Source organism: Leptospira levettii (assembly GCF_002812085.1).
GTDB classification, from domain to species: Bacteria; Spirochaetota; Leptospiria; order Leptospirales; family Leptospiraceae; genus Leptospira_A; species Leptospira_A levettii.
Genome location: NZ_NPDM01000001.1, coordinates 258,009 through 276,118 on the forward strand (window position 1 = coordinate 258,009; position 18,110 = coordinate 276,118).

Here is an 18,110-nt window from a genome sequence, read left to right on the forward strand (position 1 = left end):
TTATGATTCGATTTTATCTGGGCCGAGTGCTAACATTTTGTCACGAAACATAGCAGCTTTTTCAAAATCCAAATCTTGAGCATAACGTAACATCTCTCGTTTTAATGCTTCACGTAACTTGTCTTTGGTTTTGTATTTCTTCAATGTAAATTCTTTTTCTAAATCTTTTAAGGCTTCTTCTTTGCTATCTTCTTCCGCCATCTCCCTAGGAAGGATATCATGAATTTCCTTTTGGATGGTTTGTGGAGTGATCCCCATCTTTTGGTTATGCGACTCTTGGATCAAACGACGTCTCTCGGTTTCACTAATCGCTTTTTTGATGGAATCAGTCATCCTGTCCGCATACAAAATTGCCTTTCCATTTACGTTCCTTGCAGCACGACCGATGGTCTGAATCAGAGATTTGTAATTGCGTAAAAAACCTTCTTTGTCTGCATCAAGGATAGCAACAAGTGACACTTCAGGGATATCCAAACCTTCTCGGAGTAAATTGATCCCTACAATACAATCATAAACACCTCTACGTAAATCACGAATGATTTCCGTTCGTTCGATGGTGTCAATTTCTGAATGTAAGTAAGCGATCTTTAGACCCACTTCTTTGTAATAGTCAGTTAAATCTTCTGACATTTTTTTTGTCAAAGTGGTGATTAAGATCCTTTCCTTCTGTTCAATCCTCAAACGAATTTCATTGAGTAAGTCTTCAATTTGATTGGTGGTTGGCCTTACTTCCACAATTGGGTCAAGTAGTCCCGTAGGGCGAATGATTTGTTCAAACACCGCTTCACTTTTCTCGAGTTCTTTTGTATCGGGAGTGGCAGACACATACAAAGTCCTGGGTGTCATTGATTCAAATTCTTCAAAGTTGAGTGGACGATTGTCAAGGGCACTTGGTAATCGAAACCCAAACTCAACTAACGTTTGTTTTCTGGATCTATCACCTGCATACATACCACCAATTTGGGGGAGTGTTACGTGTGATTCGTCAATGATGAGTAAAAAATCTTTTCCAGGGAAATAATCAAGTAAACAGGCAGGCCTTTCCCCTTCCGACCTTCCTGTCAAATGCCTTGAATAGTTTTCGATCCCACTACAATACCCAAGTTCGAGTAACATTTCCATGTCGTAGTTCGTACGAGATTCAATTCGTTCTGCTTCTAAGTGTTTTCCTTGTTTTAAAAAATACTCTTTTTGGGCCGCCATCTCTTCTTTGATTTTTTCAATGGCATCTTTGATTTTTGGACCAGAAGTGATAAAGTGTTTTGCAGGATACACAACCACTCGATCCAGTTTAGTTTTAACCTTTCCAGTGAGTGGATCAATTTTGGAAAGCCCATCAATTTCATCACCAAAAAGTTCGATGCGAATCCCCTCTTCTTGGTAAGAAGGCATAATCTCAATGGTATCTCCGCGAACTCGGAAATTCCCACGACTAAAATCAATATCGTTTCTTGCATATTGGATGTGTAAAAACTTACGAATGATTTGGTCACGATCGATTTTATCACCCACATGCAACATGACTACTGAGTTCATATAGTCTTCAGGGGAACCCAAACCATAAATACAAGACACAGAACTCACAATGATCACATCATCACGTTCTAATAAACTGGAAGTTGCACGTAACCTAAGTTTGTCGATCTCTTCATTCATCGACATATCTTTTTCGATAAATGTATCAGATGATGGCACGTAAGCTTCAGGTTGGTAATAATCGTAATAAGATACAAAATATTCTACTGCATTTTCTGGAAAAAATTCCTTAAACTCACGAAATAATTGTGCCGCCAAGGTTTTGTTATGAGATAGAATGAGTGTAGGTTTTTTGACGCGGGTGATGACCTCGGCCATCGTAAAGGTTTTCCCTGAACCGGTTACACCCACAAGAGTGATTTTATTTTTACCTTCACCGAATGACTTCGCAATATTTTCAATTGCTTTCACTTGGTCTCCGGCAGCTTTGAAAGGAGAAACCATTTTGAAATTTGCCATAGGAACCTATGTTAGTTTACGAGTTGCTTTTAGGATAGCTTGTTTTCTGTTATCAGTGATCTCTAAGTCCACTGAATCAAAAAGTTTTTGCATGACCATCATACCACGCATCAGTGTTGCGGTGGAAGAAAATTTACCCCTTTGGATATCATCTTCTAAATTAAAATCTTTTACAGTATTGATCATTTCAATCGTAAATACTTTTTGTTTATCGATTTGGAAGGTAACTTCCACACCACCACCATCACCGTACTTGGCGGCATTTTCAACGGCTTCTACGGTGGCGATACAAAGATCCATCCGTAACTCTTCATCAATTCCATTCCGTTTGAGAAAGTAGGCAAGTCTAGCTCGCACATACTGCATGGGGTTATAGTGAAGTGCTCCGAGGATCACAAAGGATTCGGATGTTCCCATCTTTCGGATGATGGAAGACTCGTCTGTAATGTAATACTCTCGCGGGTCAATGGGGTTTGTGGTGATGAGTCCTTCTTTGACAAACTCATCCATCACTGTGGAGACGGTTTCCAAAGTTACGTTTGGTACATCTTTGAATTTTCTCTGGGTTTCCATAAACACCCAAGAGGTAAAATCGTTCACATTCCCCGAAAGTCCATTGGAGAACAAAGTTTTGATTTCTTTCTCTAACTCAGTTCTGGAGAGAGGGAACGGCATATATTCCCATTTCAATGGGAACGGAGGAACTGTAAATTGTTTTATCCCTTAGGGATTAGTCCTTGTTTTTTCTTGGCGCAGTGCTTCATAAAGGATGATGGCAACAGCATTGGATAAATTGATCGAACGACTCGTTTCTGCCATAGGAATCGAAATGATTTGGTCAGAAGGGTGACCTTTGTGTATTTCTTCTGGAAGCCCAGAGGTCTCACGACCAAATAAAAACACATCTTGCGAGGAGAATGAAACATCCCAATAGGTTTTTTTTCCAAACTTAGATACTAGGAAAATTCGTTTCCCTTCCCCTTGTTTTGTCCTTTGGAATTCTTCCCATGAAGGAAACTGAGTCAAATCCAAGTCCTTCCAATAGTCGAGTCCCGCCCTCCTCACTGCCTTTTCAGAAAGATCAAAGGCTGGCTCACCCACAATGGACAATGGAACCCCAGCATTCACACACAAACGGGCAATATTGCCAGTGTTAGGTGGAATTTCTGGGCGATACAATGCAACTTCCAAGGAACTACTTCTTCTTTTTTTGGTTTTGGTTTTCCAAAGATTTTTTCAAAGCAAGACCAAAACTGGAAACCGAAGGATTGGACTCATCTTTAGAAAGATACTCTTGGTATTCCATTCTGTCTTTTGCTTCTGAAGCTTTGGAGATTGATAGAGCAATTTGTCTTTTTTCGGGATTGATTTCCAATACAAACACTTCTAGTTTTTGGCCAGGTTGGAACACTGTGTTGAGTGGAGTTCTTTGTGGGATTCCCGTTTCTTTGTTGGGAACAAGACCAGAAAAATCTTCTCCTAAGCGTACAAAAAGTCCGAATGGTTTGATGGATTCTACAGTACCTGAAATGATATCAGATTCTTTAAACGGAAGTTTGCCAGACCAAGGATCTGACAAAAAGTCTTTTACACTGAGGGAGATTTTATTCGTAGACCAATCCAAAGTTAGAATTTTTGCACGGAGTGTTTCTCCCACTCGAAACTCAGTTGTGAGGTCTGGACTTTTTTTGTATGTTGCTTCGGATTGTGGAACAAGGGCATCAAGCCCATCCATGTCCACGATGAGACCAAACTTATGGATACTTTTGACAGTGCAGGAAACAAACATTCCTACCTTTAATTCATCGCGTAACAGCTGTTTCTTTGTTTCTCTTTCTTTATCAGCAATTTTCTTTTGAGAAAGCAGGATTTTCGATTGTTTTTTTCCCAGTTCAGAGATGATAAACTTAATCCGTTTGCCCGCGATATTTTTACCTTTGAGTGATACATCCAATTGGCTGAATGGAACAAAAGCGGTGTAACTGCCAAGTTTCACATCCCATCCACCATTCCCTTCTAATAATAGTTGGCCAAGCACTGGGATCTCAAACTGATTTGCGAGTTCTAAATTTTCTTCTGTTAGGTTGTCTTGTGAAAGGCAAGTGGTGAAATAAAAATCACCAGAATTTTCTTTTAAGAAATAAACGATCAGTGTATCACCAATTTTTGGTAAAACATCTTCTCTCCATTCTTCTGTAGAAATATTACCAATGACCTTGTTGTCAATGGTTCTAATGAATACATAGTCATTCTTAACAGCTGTTACTTTCGCTTCATGGCGTGAGCCAGGTTCAATGGATTGTCTTTTTTTAAAACTTTCTTCTAATAAACGGTCAAATTCTGAGGATGGGCCTTTCATTTTGCGGTTCCTTCCTTGGTGGGTTTCGAGGTATATACCAATTTTCCTCCCAATACCATGGATTCAATTGGAAATATTCCAGAAGTGCGTTTCAGCGGATTTTCCGTAAGGATCGAAAAATGAGCAGGCCCTCCCACGCGGAGTTTGCCTCCATGGTCAGCTCCCAGGTATTGGCAGGTTGTTTCTGTTAAGGTTTGGATGATTCGACGTCTTATGATGGGTAGGCTTTCCTCATCTTTTGGGATGGAGAGAATCGTATAAGTTTTACGCCCAAAAACTGAGTCCCAAAAGTTTGAGGGACTTTCGTTTTGCCTTTCTTCTTTTTTCACATCGGATTGCAGTAAGGATTCCCAAAGTTTCACTTCCACAATGGCAGCTTGGCCAGGGAATAAACCCAAGTGACCTGCTCCACTCGCAAACAATAAATTAGAATGTGTCTCCTTTTCCAATTGGAACTGGCTCGCAAAAACAGAAAAAGGTATGGTGGGAAACGATTCAGAATTTTCCTCTTCGGGGACAAGTGACTCTTTCCAATACTTTGCATAATGAGGATTGAGTTTTGCCCAATGGGTTTGTTCTTCTTTCCAAACTTCTGGGTTCTTTTTTAATTCCTGGAGGTATAAAATGCCAAACATAGGTGCCCATAAAAAGTTTCGCTTCTGCGCTCGGAACAAATTGGTTCCTTCAGGCATCGGATGGAATAAAACAGAAAATCCTGTATCCAATGCATCTTCCCAACTGGTTTTATCAGCGAAGGTATAAGCAAGAGCTAAATGGCCATTCTCTTCTACTTCCTTTCGTTTGGAAAAAAGTTCCGTTTGCGAAAACCCACGGTTGTCCATTTCCTTCAGAAAAATCGGGAAGTGCCGATTTCGTTTCGGGTCAAACGTCCCTTTTAAACCAGATTGGTAAATGGCACCATCACCAACATTGAGTTCTGGGTACAAATTTGGTTTCTGCGATTGGGAGAGGATGGGACCATTCCATTTTGACTTTGCCATTTCCTTTAGCAGTGGAGCCAAATTGGGATCCGCAACGGATTCGATATGGCTAAACCCAGCAGATAAATACCCAAGTAGGACTTTGGGAAGTTCCCCTTTGGATGTTTTGCCCCCAACTGCATTTGCCCCGATGGTTACGGATGCATCACAAAACCCTGGGAGAATGAATTCTGGGTTCGGAATTTCTTTTGCCTGTTGGATGGAAACGATTTTACCCTGCGATACTTCTACATTGACAAATCCAGAAAAATTGGCTTTTTCACTGTCCCAAATCCGAACAGATTTCATTTTCAAAGATTGTGGCAAAAGAATCGAGGGGGCAATGGCCGATAGGAATAAGGTGAGGGATAGAAGCCTGCGGTTTTTCATGCTAGCGGTCTTAGTACCTTGACAGTAAGGACTAGAATGGAAAAGATTTCGGGTATGGGAAAGGAAACAAGCGAGATTTCTGATCACATCAAATTACATATCGAAAACGGGAAAATTCTCTCGCTAAAGACCCATCGGGTCTCCAAATCCGTTGAAGAACACATCAAGGAGGCCGTAGGCCTCATTTTGGACAGACTCACTTACCCAACCCTTGTTCCCACTCTCTACACCATCATCAAAGAACTCGCCATCAATGCCTGTAAGGCCAACCAAAAACGGGTCTTTTTTGAAGAAAGGGGTTATAGTATGTTAAACCCTTCCGAATATGCGAGAGGGGTTAGGGAATACCGAGAGATGTTTTCCGAAGAAATGTCGAACGAGTTTGGGATCAAAGCCAAAAAAAAAGGATATTACTGCCTCATTAATTTTAAATACAACGATGATGGTATCATCATTGAAGTGATCAACAATACACCCATTGCCAAAGAAGAAGAAAAATCCATCCGAGAACGATTGGAAAAGGGGATGATGTATGATGACATCGCTCAGTTTTATATCGACAATGCGGACACTTCAGAAGGTGCGGGTCTTGGTCTTGCGCTTATCCTCATTATGCTAAAAGGGGAAGGCATTGATCCTAATTTTTTTAGAATCATCATTGGCGAAGATTCCACCATTGCTAGATTGGAAATACCTTTAACAGAAAAGTTTATTTCCCAACGCGATTCTAATTAACCCCTCAATGACATCAATCCCCCTTTCTTGTACCATCATCACTTTAAACGAAGAAGACAATCTCAGTCGCACTCTCCAAGCGATTTCCTTCATTGAAGATATAGTTGTTGTAGATTCAGGTTCTACTGATGATACAGTGAACATCGCCAAATCATTTGGTGCCCGTGTTTACCATCATGAGTTCCAAAACTATGCTGACCAAAAAAACTTTGCGATCACAAAAACCAAACATGATTGGGTCCTTGCCATCGATGCTGATGAAGTAGTTTCCCCCAAACTCAAAGAAGAAATTCTAGTTCTATTTACGAAACTTCCTTTGGAAACAAAGGGATATCTTATCCCAAGACTTACTTATTATTTAGGAAAATGGATTCGATTTGGTGGTTATTATCCAAATTACCAAATGCGTTTGTTCCAAAAATCAGAAGGACAGTTTAGCGGTGGTTTGGTGCATGAACGAGTCAAACTGAATGGTAAACCATCAAAGTTAAAAAATCCTCTTTTCCATTATTCTTACAAAAACATATCAGACCATTTAAAGTTTATAGATCGTTATTCGAGTTTGTTTGCAGAAGAAGAATTTAGAAAAGGAAAACGATCTTCGGTTTTTTGGGCTTTCTTAAAAGGATGTTTTAAAGGATTTTATATGTATTGGATTCGTTTGGGAATCCTAGATGGAAAACAAGGATTTGTCCTTGCTCTCCTTGGATTTTATTATAACTTTTTAAAGTATTTGAAGTTGTATGAGAAATCGAACTCAGTCCCTTCTTTCTTTGTTATGATTGATTCGATTCATGATGTAGAGAGCAAAAAAACCACCAAGAAAAATAGCGACCAAATTCACGTTTGATAATTGTGTTGATCCAATTTTCGGTGACATGAGCCACATGATGATGTCTCTGATGTAAGTTTGTAGGGTTGCAAATACAATCAAAGCTCCAATCCCCGCAACAAATGTGGACCCCCAAAACTTTCCTAGTAGGTCTTTTCGTTTGTAATAATAAAAATAATAGGCACAGGCTGCGGATGCGAGAAAAAAGAATAAAATATCAACGAGAATTGTCCATGGTTCTGATGGTGCGGCAAGCGGTAATGAAATCATTGGTCTTGTACCTGTCTATTACCTATTTTCGGTAAGCCATTGTTTAGTCCATAAGATAAAAAAAGAGGTTTTCCTTGTATTCAAAACACACAGAGATCTTTGGCATATTGGGATTTCCCTTAGGCCATACCCTATCCCCTTGGATCCACAATTCTCTATTCAAACAGAGCGGTTATGATGGAGTGTATCTTGTTTTTGAAAACGAACACTGGAAACAGATCGGATTAAAACCACTGCTCGATTTAGGTGTCAAAGGAGTTTCTGTTACGATACCATTTAAAGAATGGGCGTATACCCAAGCAAACGAAGTCTGTGAAGCCTCAAAAACGATGGCAGCATCCAATACACTCCTCTTTCGAAATGGCATCAGTGCTGTGAATACAGATGGTACGGGAGCACTAGAGTCGATCAAACAAATGAATTCAGATTTGGTAAACTCTGGGATCGAAAAAAAAATTTTGGTCCTCGGGAGTGGAGGAAGTGCCAAAGGGATTCTTTTTGCCATCGCAAAAGAATTAGAAGGTAATCACAAACAACATTCTTTCAAACGAAAGGTACACATTCTTGCCAGAAACAAAGAAGCTAAAAATGAAATCGAACAATCGTTAGGAAAACCTTTTTGGCTAGAACAACCTTCGAAAGAGGAAGTGATACAAAATAAAGAAGATTACGATCTCATCATTCATACCACACCTGTGGGCATGAAAGGAGTTGGTGGTGAACCCATTTTAGACTCTCATTTTTTTACCAAAAAACATACGTTATTCGATATTGTTTACAACCCTTTGGAAACTGATCTTGTAAAGGAAGCCAAGAAAAAAAAGGCAGAGATCATCCCTGGTTATCATATGTTATTGTACCAAGGGATCAGACAATTTGAACTATTTACTGGCGAAACACTTAAGAAAAAATGGATTCAAAAAGTAGAATCTATTTTACTGAAAGAATTAAAAAATAGAAAATAAATTCTAAATTACCCAGTTGTTAACAATGCAGTTCATAGAGTTTTTAAACCAGAGGCAAAACATTGAAAAAACTAGAAATTTTAATGTCTTCCAAAATTATTCCCTGGATGGATTAAAATCTGTATTTGAACATATAGAAAGATCCTTTGATCAAAAAAAACCAAAACCCATACGGATCAGCGTTGTTGGGACAAACGGAAAAGGTTCCACCTCACACTACTTAGCCTGTTTATTCTCAAAATTAGGATACAACACAGGACTTTATACATCACCTCACTTACTCACACCATTAGAAAGATTACAACTGGTGAGAAATGGTGAACCTTCCCTTCCTAACATAGAGGATATAAATCTATGTTTCCAAAACTTTTTTTTAGCAGATTTACATCGTTATGATTCTTTGACTTACTTTGAATTTCTCACTGTATTTGCGTATCGATTTTTCCATGAACAAAATATGGAAGTGGAGATTTGGGAAGCGGGTCTTGGAGGAAGGTTAGATGCTACAAAACTTGTAGAAGCAGACTACATTGTCCTCACGAAAATTGGACTCGATCATTCTGCAATTTTAGGGAACACAAAAGAAGCCATCTGCCAAGAAAAACTCGGCATTACGGGTGAAAAAACTTTGTCTCTATTTGCGTTTCAAGAAGAGGTAGAAACACTTCCCGAATCATTTCACAATCGGCCTAAAAAAGAATTGGTTCCCCTCCATGTGATTTCCATTCCACCTAAGGAAAGTTATTTGGAGACTAATTTTCTATATGCAAAAAATATCGTTTCGAAAATTCTAAAGGAACAACAATCATCAGTATCCAAGATTCCCTATGTTTCCATTCGAAAACCGAAAGGAAGGATGGAAGTCCTTTCCGACTCACCATTGGTAGTGTTTGACCCTTCCCATAACCCGGATGCCATCGGTACCACCTCCTTTGAATTTGCCAAACATCACAAAAAATTCCACATTCTACTCGGGAGCCTTCCCGACAAAGACCTGACCGGGATCCTAGATGCCTTACCTGAACCATACCTAGAAAACCTCATCCTTTGGGAGGGAGAAGGTTTTGGACGATTCCCTGCCCCCACAGGGAAGTTAAAGGAGAGAACCATAAGGCATTCTTCCCTTCCCGGGTTAGTTCCCTTATTCCAAGGCGAAATTCCCGTTTTGGTGTTAGGAAGTTTCCGACTTTATGGAATTGTGGCAAATTTAATACAAAATACAATAAAGATGTAAAATTGGACTTTACAAATGAATCCTGAACGAGATTGTTCTTTTAGGAAACATCGTTCAGGACTATGCAAACTCCAAAAGAACATACTAGAAAAGAAATTCTACAAGCAGCTCGTGAAGAGTTCATCCAACTTGGTTTTGAAAAAGCCAGTATGCGAACCATTGCCAAAAAAGCAAAGGTATCAACGAGTAATATCTACAATTACTTCGAAAACAAAGAACACTTACTGACAGAGATCTTACAACCAGTGTTATCAGGACTTGAGAAAGCATTCGCCTATGTCTCACATCCTGATTATTTTGAAAAAAGGTTTAACGACAGTTATGAGACGTGGAGAGAAAGATTCCACATCGCTCTGGATTATGTGGATGCAAACAGGGATGATTTTATCCTGCTCCTCACAAAGGCTCAAGGGTCCCATTTGGAAGAATTTCCAGAAACTGTCCTTACAAGACTTACCAAAATCAATTTTGAGCAATACTCAACTTTCAAACAAAAAAATCCAACCTATAAAGGTGAAGTAGATGAGTTTGTGGTCCGTAACATCTTATCTTTTTTCCTGAATATCTTTGTCCAAATGGTACGACAAGGGATTTCCAAACAAGACATGCTTGTTTACCAAGATAGTTTCCTTAAATTTTTGCATTTTGGATACAAAGGATCGATTGCCTCCGATTTGAACTGAATCAATCTGGTTCTCGATGGGAACCGATTTCAAAATTAAAATCTGTGGAATCAAGGATTTGTCCACACTTGAGTTATGCCGTGATCTCGGTGTGGATTTTGTAGGTCTCAATTTTTCACCAAAATCCCCTCGTGGAATCAATCGAAACGTAGCAGAAGAAATACTTTCCATCCGCCACTTACCAGGATTTCCTAAACTTGTTTTTTTATTTTTTGAAAACTCAACTGAAGAGATCCTTTCTCTCACAAAAGAATTGAATCCAGACCTAATCCAACTGATTCGTGGTGATCGTTTTCTCACAAATGAAATTTGGGAATCTTTCACAAATCAAAATCGATTACTCCCTGCAATCCGAATCCAATCACCCGTCGTTTCTGATGAAGAACTAGAACCTAAGTCTTCACTAGTCATATTGGATAGTTTTCAAAAAGGACTCGGTGGTGGTAGTGGGCATGTTTTCCCTTGGGAATTTGTAACCAATGTAAAACGACCTTATCTACTTGCTGGAGGTATCACTCCAAACAATGTCCAATTAGCTCTAAATACATTAAAACCTTATGGAATCGATGTAGCAAGTGGTGTGGAAACAGACGGCAAAAAAGATTCGAATAAAATCAAAGAATTGGTACAAAATGTCCGAAACATATGAAGCTTTAAATACTCCTGTTATGCGCCAATATCTGGAAATAAAGGAACAACATCCAGATGGAATCGTATTTTTTCGAATGGGTGATTTTTATGAAATGTTTATGGATGATGCAAAAATTGCCGCACAAATTTTAGACATCACACTTACCAAAAGGCAAAACCAAATCCCAATGGCAGGAATTCCATACCATGCCACAGAAAGCTACATTTCAAGACTCATCTCTGCTGGGAAAAAAGTAGTAGTATGCGAACAAACTAAACCAGATGACCCCAAAGCAAAAATTATGTCGAGGGAAGTTGTTCGCATCATCACACCAGGAACTGTAGTAGAAGACAATTTACTTGGTGGGTATCAGAATAATTATTTATCATTGTATTATAAAGAAAAATCTTCCGTCTACTTAGCGTTTGCTGATGTTTCCACATCGGAGCTTGTTTATTTTTACTTTTCTGAATCGGAAAAAGAAAGAATTTTAGATACTATCAAACGATTTTCTCCAAAGGAGATGATTTATACAGAAGAAATCCCTCCCCTTTCAAAAGAATCCAAAATTATCCTTTCCCAAATTCCAAAAGAATACCTTCTCAAAAAAGAAGGAGCAGGAATCGATACCGTTGTACACGTATTAGATGCTTATTTGCAATATAATTATAGAAATCAAAACTTTGTATTCCAATCCCCAAGACGAATTGATGAAAGCGAATATTTAGTCCTTGATGAACAAACTGTTTCCCATTTGGAACTGGTTGAAAATCCCAACGACAAAAACCATACTTTATTTGGTGTCCTCAATCGTTGCACTACTGCTACGGGAAAACGTTACCTCAAACAAAGGATCTTATTTCCTACAAGGGATGAAAAAAAAATTAAAGATCATTGGGACAAAATTGAAATTTTAACTCAAAACAAAAAAGAACGCATCAAAATTAAAGAATCACTGGGGGATCTTATTGATTTAGAACGTGTGATGACACGTTTCCGAGTAGGAAAAGCTTTACCTCGCGATTTTCGTGGGATTGAAAAAAGTTTAACAGCTGTCAGTCAGATGAAAGAAATCTTAGATGGAATTGGATATGATTTTTCCAAACTTCCAAAAGAGTTAGAAGCCCTAGGTTTAGATTTTCAAAAAACTCTTTTTGATGGAGAGTTACCTGTATTTTTAGGAAACTCACCTTTTTTAAAATCTGGTTTTAATCAAGAGTATGATGATGCTATTTTAGCACGAGAAAAAGGGAAAGATTGGATTTTGGAACTTGAAGAAAAAGAGAAAAAAGAATCTGGTTGTTCTAGCTTAAAAATTCGTTACAACAAAATCTTGGGTTACTTTATCGAAGTTTCTAAGGCCCAAGCAAAAGATGTCCCTTCTCATTTTTTAAAAAAACAAACTCTTGTCACAGGGGAAAGGTTTACTTCTCCTAAACTCGAAGAACTGGAACGAGCCATTTTACAAGCGGATGAAATCATTGAACGAATCGAAAAACAAGTGTTTGATCGTTTGGTGGCAACATGCATTTCACTTTATGAAGCATTTTTAACTCTATCCAATGAAGTTGCATCTTTGGATTACCACTTGTCCCTTACGGAAACCAAAGAAGAATACCAGTGGACAAGGCCCGAGATTAGAACTGATGGAATCATTGAATACATTGATTCTCGTCACCCTGTTGTAGAAACATTTTTACCAATAGGCGAACGATTTGTTCCCAATACATTGGAACTTAATCCAAAAGAAAACGCAATCGCAGTGTTAACGGGTCCGAATATGGCAGGTAAATCTACCTTTATGCGCCAAATTGCCATTAACCAAATTCTCTTTCAGATGGGTTCCTATGTTCCTTCTAAAAAAGCATCCTTATCCATTGTGGATCGTATTTTTACAAGGATTGGATCAGGTGACAACCTAACGAAAGGTGAGTCTACATTTTATGTAGAAATGAAAGAAACAGCGACAATCCTAAACCAATTCACAGAAAATAGTTTGATCCTTTTTGATGAAGTGGGTCGTGGAACATCAACTTATGATGGTTTGTCGATTGCATGGGCGATTTTAGAATTCTTAAGTAAAAACTTTCCGAAACCAAAAACCATTTTTGCTACACATTACCATGAATTAACGGAACTCGAAAAAGGTGCCGGTATTTTTAATCTTTATTTAGATACCTTTGAAAAAGATGGTGAAATTTTATTCTTAAAAAAAGTAAAAAGAGGAAAATCAAAACAATCCTTTGGAATTTACGTCGCCAAGTTAGCAGGGATACCAGAATCCGTATCGGAACGTGCAAAAGAAATTTTATCGGGACTCGAATCCAAAAAACGAGAAATCAAAATCAAAAACGAAGAACCAAGTTTATTTGGGAATTTAATGGAGAAGGAACCAAAGGGACTTTCGGCTAACGAAGAGAAAGTTCTGAAAAGGATATCAGGGCTCGATCCTAATACAATTCCACCACTTGAAGCTTTGTCAATATTGGATGAATTAAAACGTATTCTCAAAGAGGAAAACTAAAGCGGATAAATTTGTAAAGTCTATCCAATTGGTGATTTGGTCTTTTAGACCTTGTTTGGCATGAATCCCAATCCCAATCCCTGCTGCATTTAACATCAAAGCATCATTGGCTCCATCACCTACTGCAACCACATGTTCAAGGGGAATTGAAAATTCATTCGCATACTTTCGTAAGTACATTTCTTTTTTTTCACGATTGATGATCTCACCCAAAATTTGGCCTGTGAAAAACCCACCCTTTTCTTCTAGTCCATTAGCACGAAAAAAATCCACAGGGTATTTTTTTGAAAATAATTCTAAAACAGGACTAAAACCACCACTTAAAATCCCAAGCTTACATCCGTTTGATGGAACAAATTGGAATACAGTTTCCATTCCATCATTTAATTGCAAAAGATCATACACTTCTTTAAAACTTTGGATGGAAAGACCGGCTAAATGTTTCACTCTGAGGCGAAGGGCTTCATCAAATCCCATTCCACCTTCCATCGCTTTTTTTGTCACACTTGCGACTTCTTCGAATACACCATGTTTACGAGCAAGTTCATCGATCACTTCTTCTTTGATGACTGTAGAATCCATATCAAAGACAAAGAGAGACGTCTGATTGTTCGGTAATAAAGAAGGTATGTATAATAAATCAATTTGGTATTTTGCAAACCTTTCCCGAATCATCACAATTTGATTTCGGTTCCAGGATGTATCGAGAGTGATACGAACAGAGTGAAGTCCGTATCGTTCTGAATGGGAAAATGTTTTTACATCTATTGTAGATAAGGATGTACCAAGGGTATCATCTTGGAAAGAATCGAAAATTTGAGTATTGTGAATGGGGTTATGCGAAAAGAGAAGGACTGAATTCATTCGTTATTTTTGTAAATAGGGTCTCAGTTTTTTACCCCAAAGTTCGTATCCTTTTTCATTAAAATGCAAACTATCACCATTCGGGCGAATGAATTCTTCACTTAGAGTTGGTGCATCTGGTTTTCGCATGATGTCCCAAACTTCTATGTATTCTACATTTTGTGTGGTACGAGCAACTTGGTTTAAAAATAAATTATAAACAGGAACAATTTGATTCAATTCCTTCACACGAGTTGGCGGAACTGCGATGAGAAATATCCTAGTTTGGTGGTTATGGGAATGGATTTTTTTGATGATCATGAGTAGATTATTTTGCACAAGGCTCAAACATTTCCCTTGGATAAAATCGTTTCCACCGATTTCAATCACCACTGTTTTGGGCTCTAATCGTAATACATCATCATCGATACGAGTGAGTAAGGTTTCTGTCATATCACCACCTATCCCACGATTGGTGACCGATTTGCCAGGGAATTCTTTTACCATTAGATCCGGTAAAAACAAATGTACCAAACTATCACCGGTAAAAACAATTTCAGAACGTTTGATTTTAGTATTGTCTTCGGCGTATAACAAACGTGTTGGGAGCCAGGCCTTTTCGATGTATTTTTTAAAATTTACATCATCGCGCCAACCCGGCTCTGCAAAACACTGGAAGTTAGAGTCAAAGTAATCTCGTTTTGAGGTGGTTTTACAATCTGTAACACTCAAAACTAGGGCGATCGAAACACCCCATCGAAGGAAGAATTTAATCCTGTTCTTGCGGTTCATTCATTCGGAAGCGCTTTTGCCAATCTTTGATTTGGGCTTGCGCATATTCTTCCGTGTCACAAATCCGAAATTCAATCGGGTTATTTGTGGTTGTTTCGATGAGTTTGGCTTCGATATACCCGTTCTTTAACTTGGTTGTCTCAATGCGATATCTCATCTGAATAGCTCCAAAAACCAGGATTTAATTTCCACGTATCTTTGCAATCTCTTCTAAAGTTTCATCCTCTTTGTATTTTCCAAAGAGAAAAATTGCAAGTAAACAGAATGCAGATGCCAACGGACCTGTCAATCGAACTCCCAGTTCCCCACCCGCTTCTACTTCTTCGACTTTACAAATGGTAGATTCCTTACTTATTTTTGCCTCAGACTCACTATTTTTTTTCGGTTCTGACTTAGATTCAGACACAGATGGAGCAATGATTCCTGTTACACTTGGAGAAATTTGTTTTTTAGAATCACGGTCAAGCCCGAGCAAAATCACTGAACTGAAGATTAATACCGCAAGTGTTTGTCCTAGTTTTTGCATAAAGGTCCTTCCTGCATAAAAAAGACCTTCTCGTTTGGAACCTGTTTTTAATGAATCAAGTTCAGCAATATCTGCTAATATTGCATTTGGTAATATACCAAGGATTGCAATTGGTATGGCAGCAACTGCAACGATCATGTAACCTTGGATATACGGGGACAATGGCAAACTATTTTTTCCAATAAAATAAATGGATAAAAACAGAGCGAGGAAAGTGTAAAATCCAATGAGAACAGTTCTCTTTTTCCCAATTTTCCGTGCGACAAAATTGACAACAGGGTAAAAGGCAAAGGATACAAGTAACATCACTGTGAGGAGTTGTGTGACAAAGTCCCTTTCCAATTCTAATAGTACTGTTACGTAGTAGGAAATACCGGTTGTGAGAATGGTGAGTGCAAGGAAGTAACACAAATCAGAAAGTGCAAAATACAAAAAGTTTTTGTTTTTGAACGTGAGGACAAGTGCTTCTTTAAAAGGTACACTTGATGCCTCTGATTCACAGTATGTTTTTTCATGGATGGTAAATACGGGGAAGTACATACAAATCGCAGCAAAGATACAAAGGATACCCAATGCATATTGTCTTGCGACAAGAGTTTGCAACGAAGGATCTGGATCAAAAACAAAACTAGATTGTAAAACACTCGCAATCATAGGTTCCGTGGAGGCAACAATGATCCCTAATGCATATGTTACTGAGATGTATGTGGATAAATTGAGTCGTTCTTCGGGAGTATGTCCAAGCTCAGGGATAAGTGCAAAAAATGGTGTGACATACACTGTTAAAAATAGATAGAAGAGTAACATAAAACTCGTCATCCAAACTAAGTTTGTCGAAGAGACGAAGTTATGTGGTGGCACAAAGATTAACCAACAAAAGACGGCAGATGGGATTCCACCCAGAAATAAAAAGGGAATTCTACGACCAAACCGTGAAGAAAAACGATCGGAAGAGTTTGCAATGAGGGGATCAGTGAATGCATCCCATAAACGACCAATGGCTGCGACCACACCGATGGTGGACAGGCCCCAAAACGCCATTTTTTCAATCAGATCAGGGAAACACTCTTGTCCTGGTTTCGGAGCTGGTGGTAGGTAAAAATAAACTTGGTGGAGACCAATGATGTTGATGAGCGTAGACCAACCAAGTTGGCCTACCGCATAACTAATTTGTTTTCCAAATGGTAAAGACGGTTTTTGCATGTGTATCACTAGAGGCGGTAAAGTAGGAGCATGATACCGCCAAAAGTGAAAAACGCAAACTACTTTTTATGTTTATAGAGTTCTGGAAAGTTTTTCTCGTCGTATAAAAACTTGGACTCGTAGTCTTCCCAACCTTCTGGGATTCCTTCTGTAAATTCTGGAACCATATTACAATCATGAATGAGATTCATCGTTTGTTCCATCTCACTTCCTTTTACATTCAAATACCCTTCTGCAAAAAGTGAATTGGCAACATATAATGCAATCGATTGAAGGGAACCCAAATGACCTTCACGACCCGCACCTACTCGGATTTCTGAGTCTGGGTTCACCAAACGGAACACAGACAACACTCTGATACAAAATTCAGGAGTGAGTGGTGACTTTTGGATCGCATGGCCTTTGATAGGGATAAAAAAGTTCACGGGAATGGAGATCACACCAAGTCGTTTGAGTTCAAACGCTACTTGTACGATGTCTTCCAATGCTTCACCCATACCCACAATGATCCCAGAACAAAGTCCAATCTCTGCTTCTTTGGCCGCTTTAAGTGTTGTTAATCGGTCTTGAAAGGTATGAGTGGAACAAATTTCTTTGTATTTAGATTCGGAAGTATTCAGGTTATGATTGTAACGATCAAGACCAGCGTCTTTTAACGTTTTTGCTTTTTTGGCATCAAGGATTCCTGCAGAAAGACAAACCTTCATACCTAATTCACCATTGATTTTGGAGATGGTTTCTGCTAATTTGTCGACAGCTTTGTCAGTTGGTCCTCTGCCTGAAGTGACCATACAAAAACGATATGCACCGTTTTCTTTTGCCTTCTTGGCATCTTCCCAAATTTCTTCAGGTGATTTTAAGGAATACTCTTGGATCCCCGATTCTCCACCCTTCCTTTGTGCACAATAACCACAATCTTCAGGGCAATATCCGTTTTTAATGTTATCTAAAATATGAATGCGAACTTTATTGCTGAAATGACGGAATCGTTCTTCCGAAGCTTTTGCCACGATGGGCAAAAAGGGAACCTCTCCTTTTAAAATTTTGAGGGCTTCTTCCTCGGAAATGATGGAGGGAGAGGAAGAGGTCGTTTTTTCTTGGATAGTTGCGATCATGAAAACAAAATCTATTCTGAGGGTGACTCTGTA

General features: G+C 38.7%; 18 protein-coding genes. 7 read left to right on the plus strand and 11 right to left on the minus strand.

Annotated elements, in window-relative coordinates; all coding sequences use genetic code 11:
* The 5 genes from uvrB to CH354_RS01120 are packed head-to-tail and all read right to left on the minus strand — an operon-like array spanning nt 1 to nt 5,643.
* Nucleotides 1-1,995: an excinuclease ABC subunit UvrB gene (gene uvrB / locus CH354_RS01100; protein WP_100726282.1), complete on the minus strand. Its 1,995-nt coding sequence runs from the start codon at nt 1,993-1,995 to the stop codon at nt 1-3.
* A 6-nt stretch (nt 1,996-2,001) separates the two neighbouring features.
* Entirely contained in the window at nt 2,002-2,670 is a 669-nt protein-coding gene (locus CH354_RS01105) for an ATP-binding protein (protein ID WP_100726281.1), read from the minus strand.
* A gap of 48 nt (nt 2,671-2,718) precedes the next feature.
* Entirely contained in the window at nt 2,719-3,186 is a 468-nt protein-coding gene (locus tag CH354_RS01110) for a tRNA (cytidine(34)-2'-O)-methyltransferase (RefSeq protein ID WP_100726280.1), read from the minus strand.
* 4 nt (nt 3,187-3,190) lie between these two features.
* On the minus strand, nt 3,191-4,354 hold the full coding sequence (locus tag CH354_RS01115) for a S1 RNA-binding domain-containing protein (protein WP_100726279.1): 1,164 nt from the start codon (nt 4,352-4,354) through the stop codon (nt 3,191-3,193).
* Nucleotides 4,351-5,643, minus strand: a complete 1,293-nt coding sequence (locus tag CH354_RS01120; RefSeq protein ID WP_239671123.1) for a hypothetical protein — start codon at nt 5,641-5,643, stop codon at nt 4,351-4,353. The genes CH354_RS01115 and CH354_RS01120 overlap by 4 nt, the downstream gene beginning before the upstream one ends.
* Nucleotides 5,644-5,760: 117 nt before the next feature.
* On the opposite strand from CH354_RS01120, the gene CH354_RS01125 reads away from it, so the two are divergent.
* Together CH354_RS01125 and CH354_RS01130 are read left to right on the plus strand one after the other, a co-directional pair.
* Nucleotides 5,761-6,459, plus strand: coding sequence for a histidine kinase (locus CH354_RS01125; protein WP_100716302.1), 699 nt, complete (start codon nt 5,761-5,763; stop codon nt 6,457-6,459).
* 7 nt (nt 6,460-6,466) lie between these two features.
* Nucleotides 6,467-7,309 (plus strand): glycosyltransferase family 2 protein, encoded by an 843-nt coding sequence (locus CH354_RS01130; RefSeq protein WP_100716301.1) that lies wholly within the window; start codon nt 6,467-6,469, stop codon nt 7,307-7,309.
* Here CH354_RS01130 and CH354_RS01135 read toward each other — a convergent pair.
* Entirely contained in the window at nt 7,217-7,561 is a 345-nt protein-coding gene (locus CH354_RS01135; RefSeq protein WP_012387849.1) for a hypothetical protein, read from the minus strand. The genes CH354_RS01130 and CH354_RS01135 overlap by 93 nt on opposite strands.
* Before the next feature lie 74 nt (nt 7,562-7,635).
* Here CH354_RS01135 and CH354_RS01140 point away from each other — a divergent pair, with 74 nt between their 5' ends.
* The 5 genes from CH354_RS01140 (at nt 7,636) to mutS (ending at nt 13,598) form a co-directional block, all read left to right on the plus strand.
* Nucleotides 7,636-8,526, plus strand: coding sequence for a shikimate dehydrogenase family protein (locus CH354_RS01140; RefSeq protein ID WP_100716300.1), 891 nt, complete (start codon nt 7,636-7,638; stop codon nt 8,524-8,526).
* A 25-nt stretch (nt 8,527-8,551) separates the two neighbouring features.
* A complete protein-coding gene (locus CH354_RS01145; protein ID WP_100716299.1) occupies nt 8,552-9,760 on the plus strand; it encodes a folylpolyglutamate synthase/dihydrofolate synthase family protein in 1,209 nt (402 codons plus the stop codon).
* Nucleotides 9,761-9,822: 62 nt separating this feature from the next.
* On the plus strand, nt 9,823-10,443 hold the full coding sequence (locus CH354_RS01150; RefSeq protein WP_100716298.1) for a TetR/AcrR family transcriptional regulator: 621 nt from the start codon (nt 9,823-9,825) through the stop codon (nt 10,441-10,443).
* 58 nt (nt 10,444-10,501) lie between these two features.
* Nucleotides 10,502-11,092 (plus strand): phosphoribosylanthranilate isomerase, encoded by a 591-nt coding sequence (locus CH354_RS01155; protein ID WP_239671121.1) that lies wholly within the window; start codon nt 10,502-10,504, stop codon nt 11,090-11,092.
* A complete protein-coding gene (gene mutS / locus CH354_RS01160; protein WP_100766262.1) occupies nt 11,076-13,598 on the plus strand; it encodes a DNA mismatch repair protein MutS in 2,523 nt (840 codons plus the stop codon). Before CH354_RS01155 ends, mutS begins: the two co-directional genes overlap by 17 nt.
* Here the strand turns inward: mutS and serB are convergent.
* The 5 genes from serB to bioB are packed head-to-tail and all read right to left on the minus strand — an operon-like array spanning nt 13,569 to nt 18,077.
* Nucleotides 13,569-14,462, minus strand: a complete 894-nt coding sequence (gene serB / locus CH354_RS01165; RefSeq protein WP_100716295.1) for a phosphoserine phosphatase SerB — start codon at nt 14,460-14,462, stop codon at nt 13,569-13,571. The genes mutS and serB overlap by 30 nt on opposite strands.
* Before the next feature lie 3 nt (nt 14,463-14,465).
* Nucleotides 14,466-15,233 carry a GDSL-type esterase/lipase family protein gene (locus CH354_RS01170; RefSeq protein ID WP_100716294.1) on the minus strand — a complete coding sequence of 256 codons (768 nt, stop codon included), beginning with the start codon at nt 15,231-15,233 and terminating at the stop codon, nt 14,466-14,468.
* Nucleotides 15,211-15,390 carry a hypothetical protein gene (locus CH354_RS01175; RefSeq protein ID WP_002975048.1) on the minus strand — a complete coding sequence of 60 codons (180 nt, stop codon included), beginning with the start codon at nt 15,388-15,390 and terminating at the stop codon, nt 15,211-15,213. Before CH354_RS01175 ends, CH354_RS01170 begins: the two co-directional genes overlap by 23 nt.
* Nucleotides 15,391-15,414: 24 nt before the next feature.
* Nucleotides 15,415-16,962 carry an MFS transporter gene (locus tag CH354_RS01180; RefSeq protein WP_243395908.1) on the minus strand — a complete coding sequence of 516 codons (1,548 nt, stop codon included), beginning with the start codon at nt 16,960-16,962 and terminating at the stop codon, nt 15,415-15,417.
* 59 nt (nt 16,963-17,021) lie between these two features.
* Nucleotides 17,022-18,077, minus strand: a complete 1,056-nt coding sequence (bioB, locus tag CH354_RS01185; RefSeq protein ID WP_100726277.1) for a biotin synthase BioB — start codon at nt 18,075-18,077, stop codon at nt 17,022-17,024.
* Between the last annotated feature and the right edge of the window lie 33 nt (nt 18,078-18,110).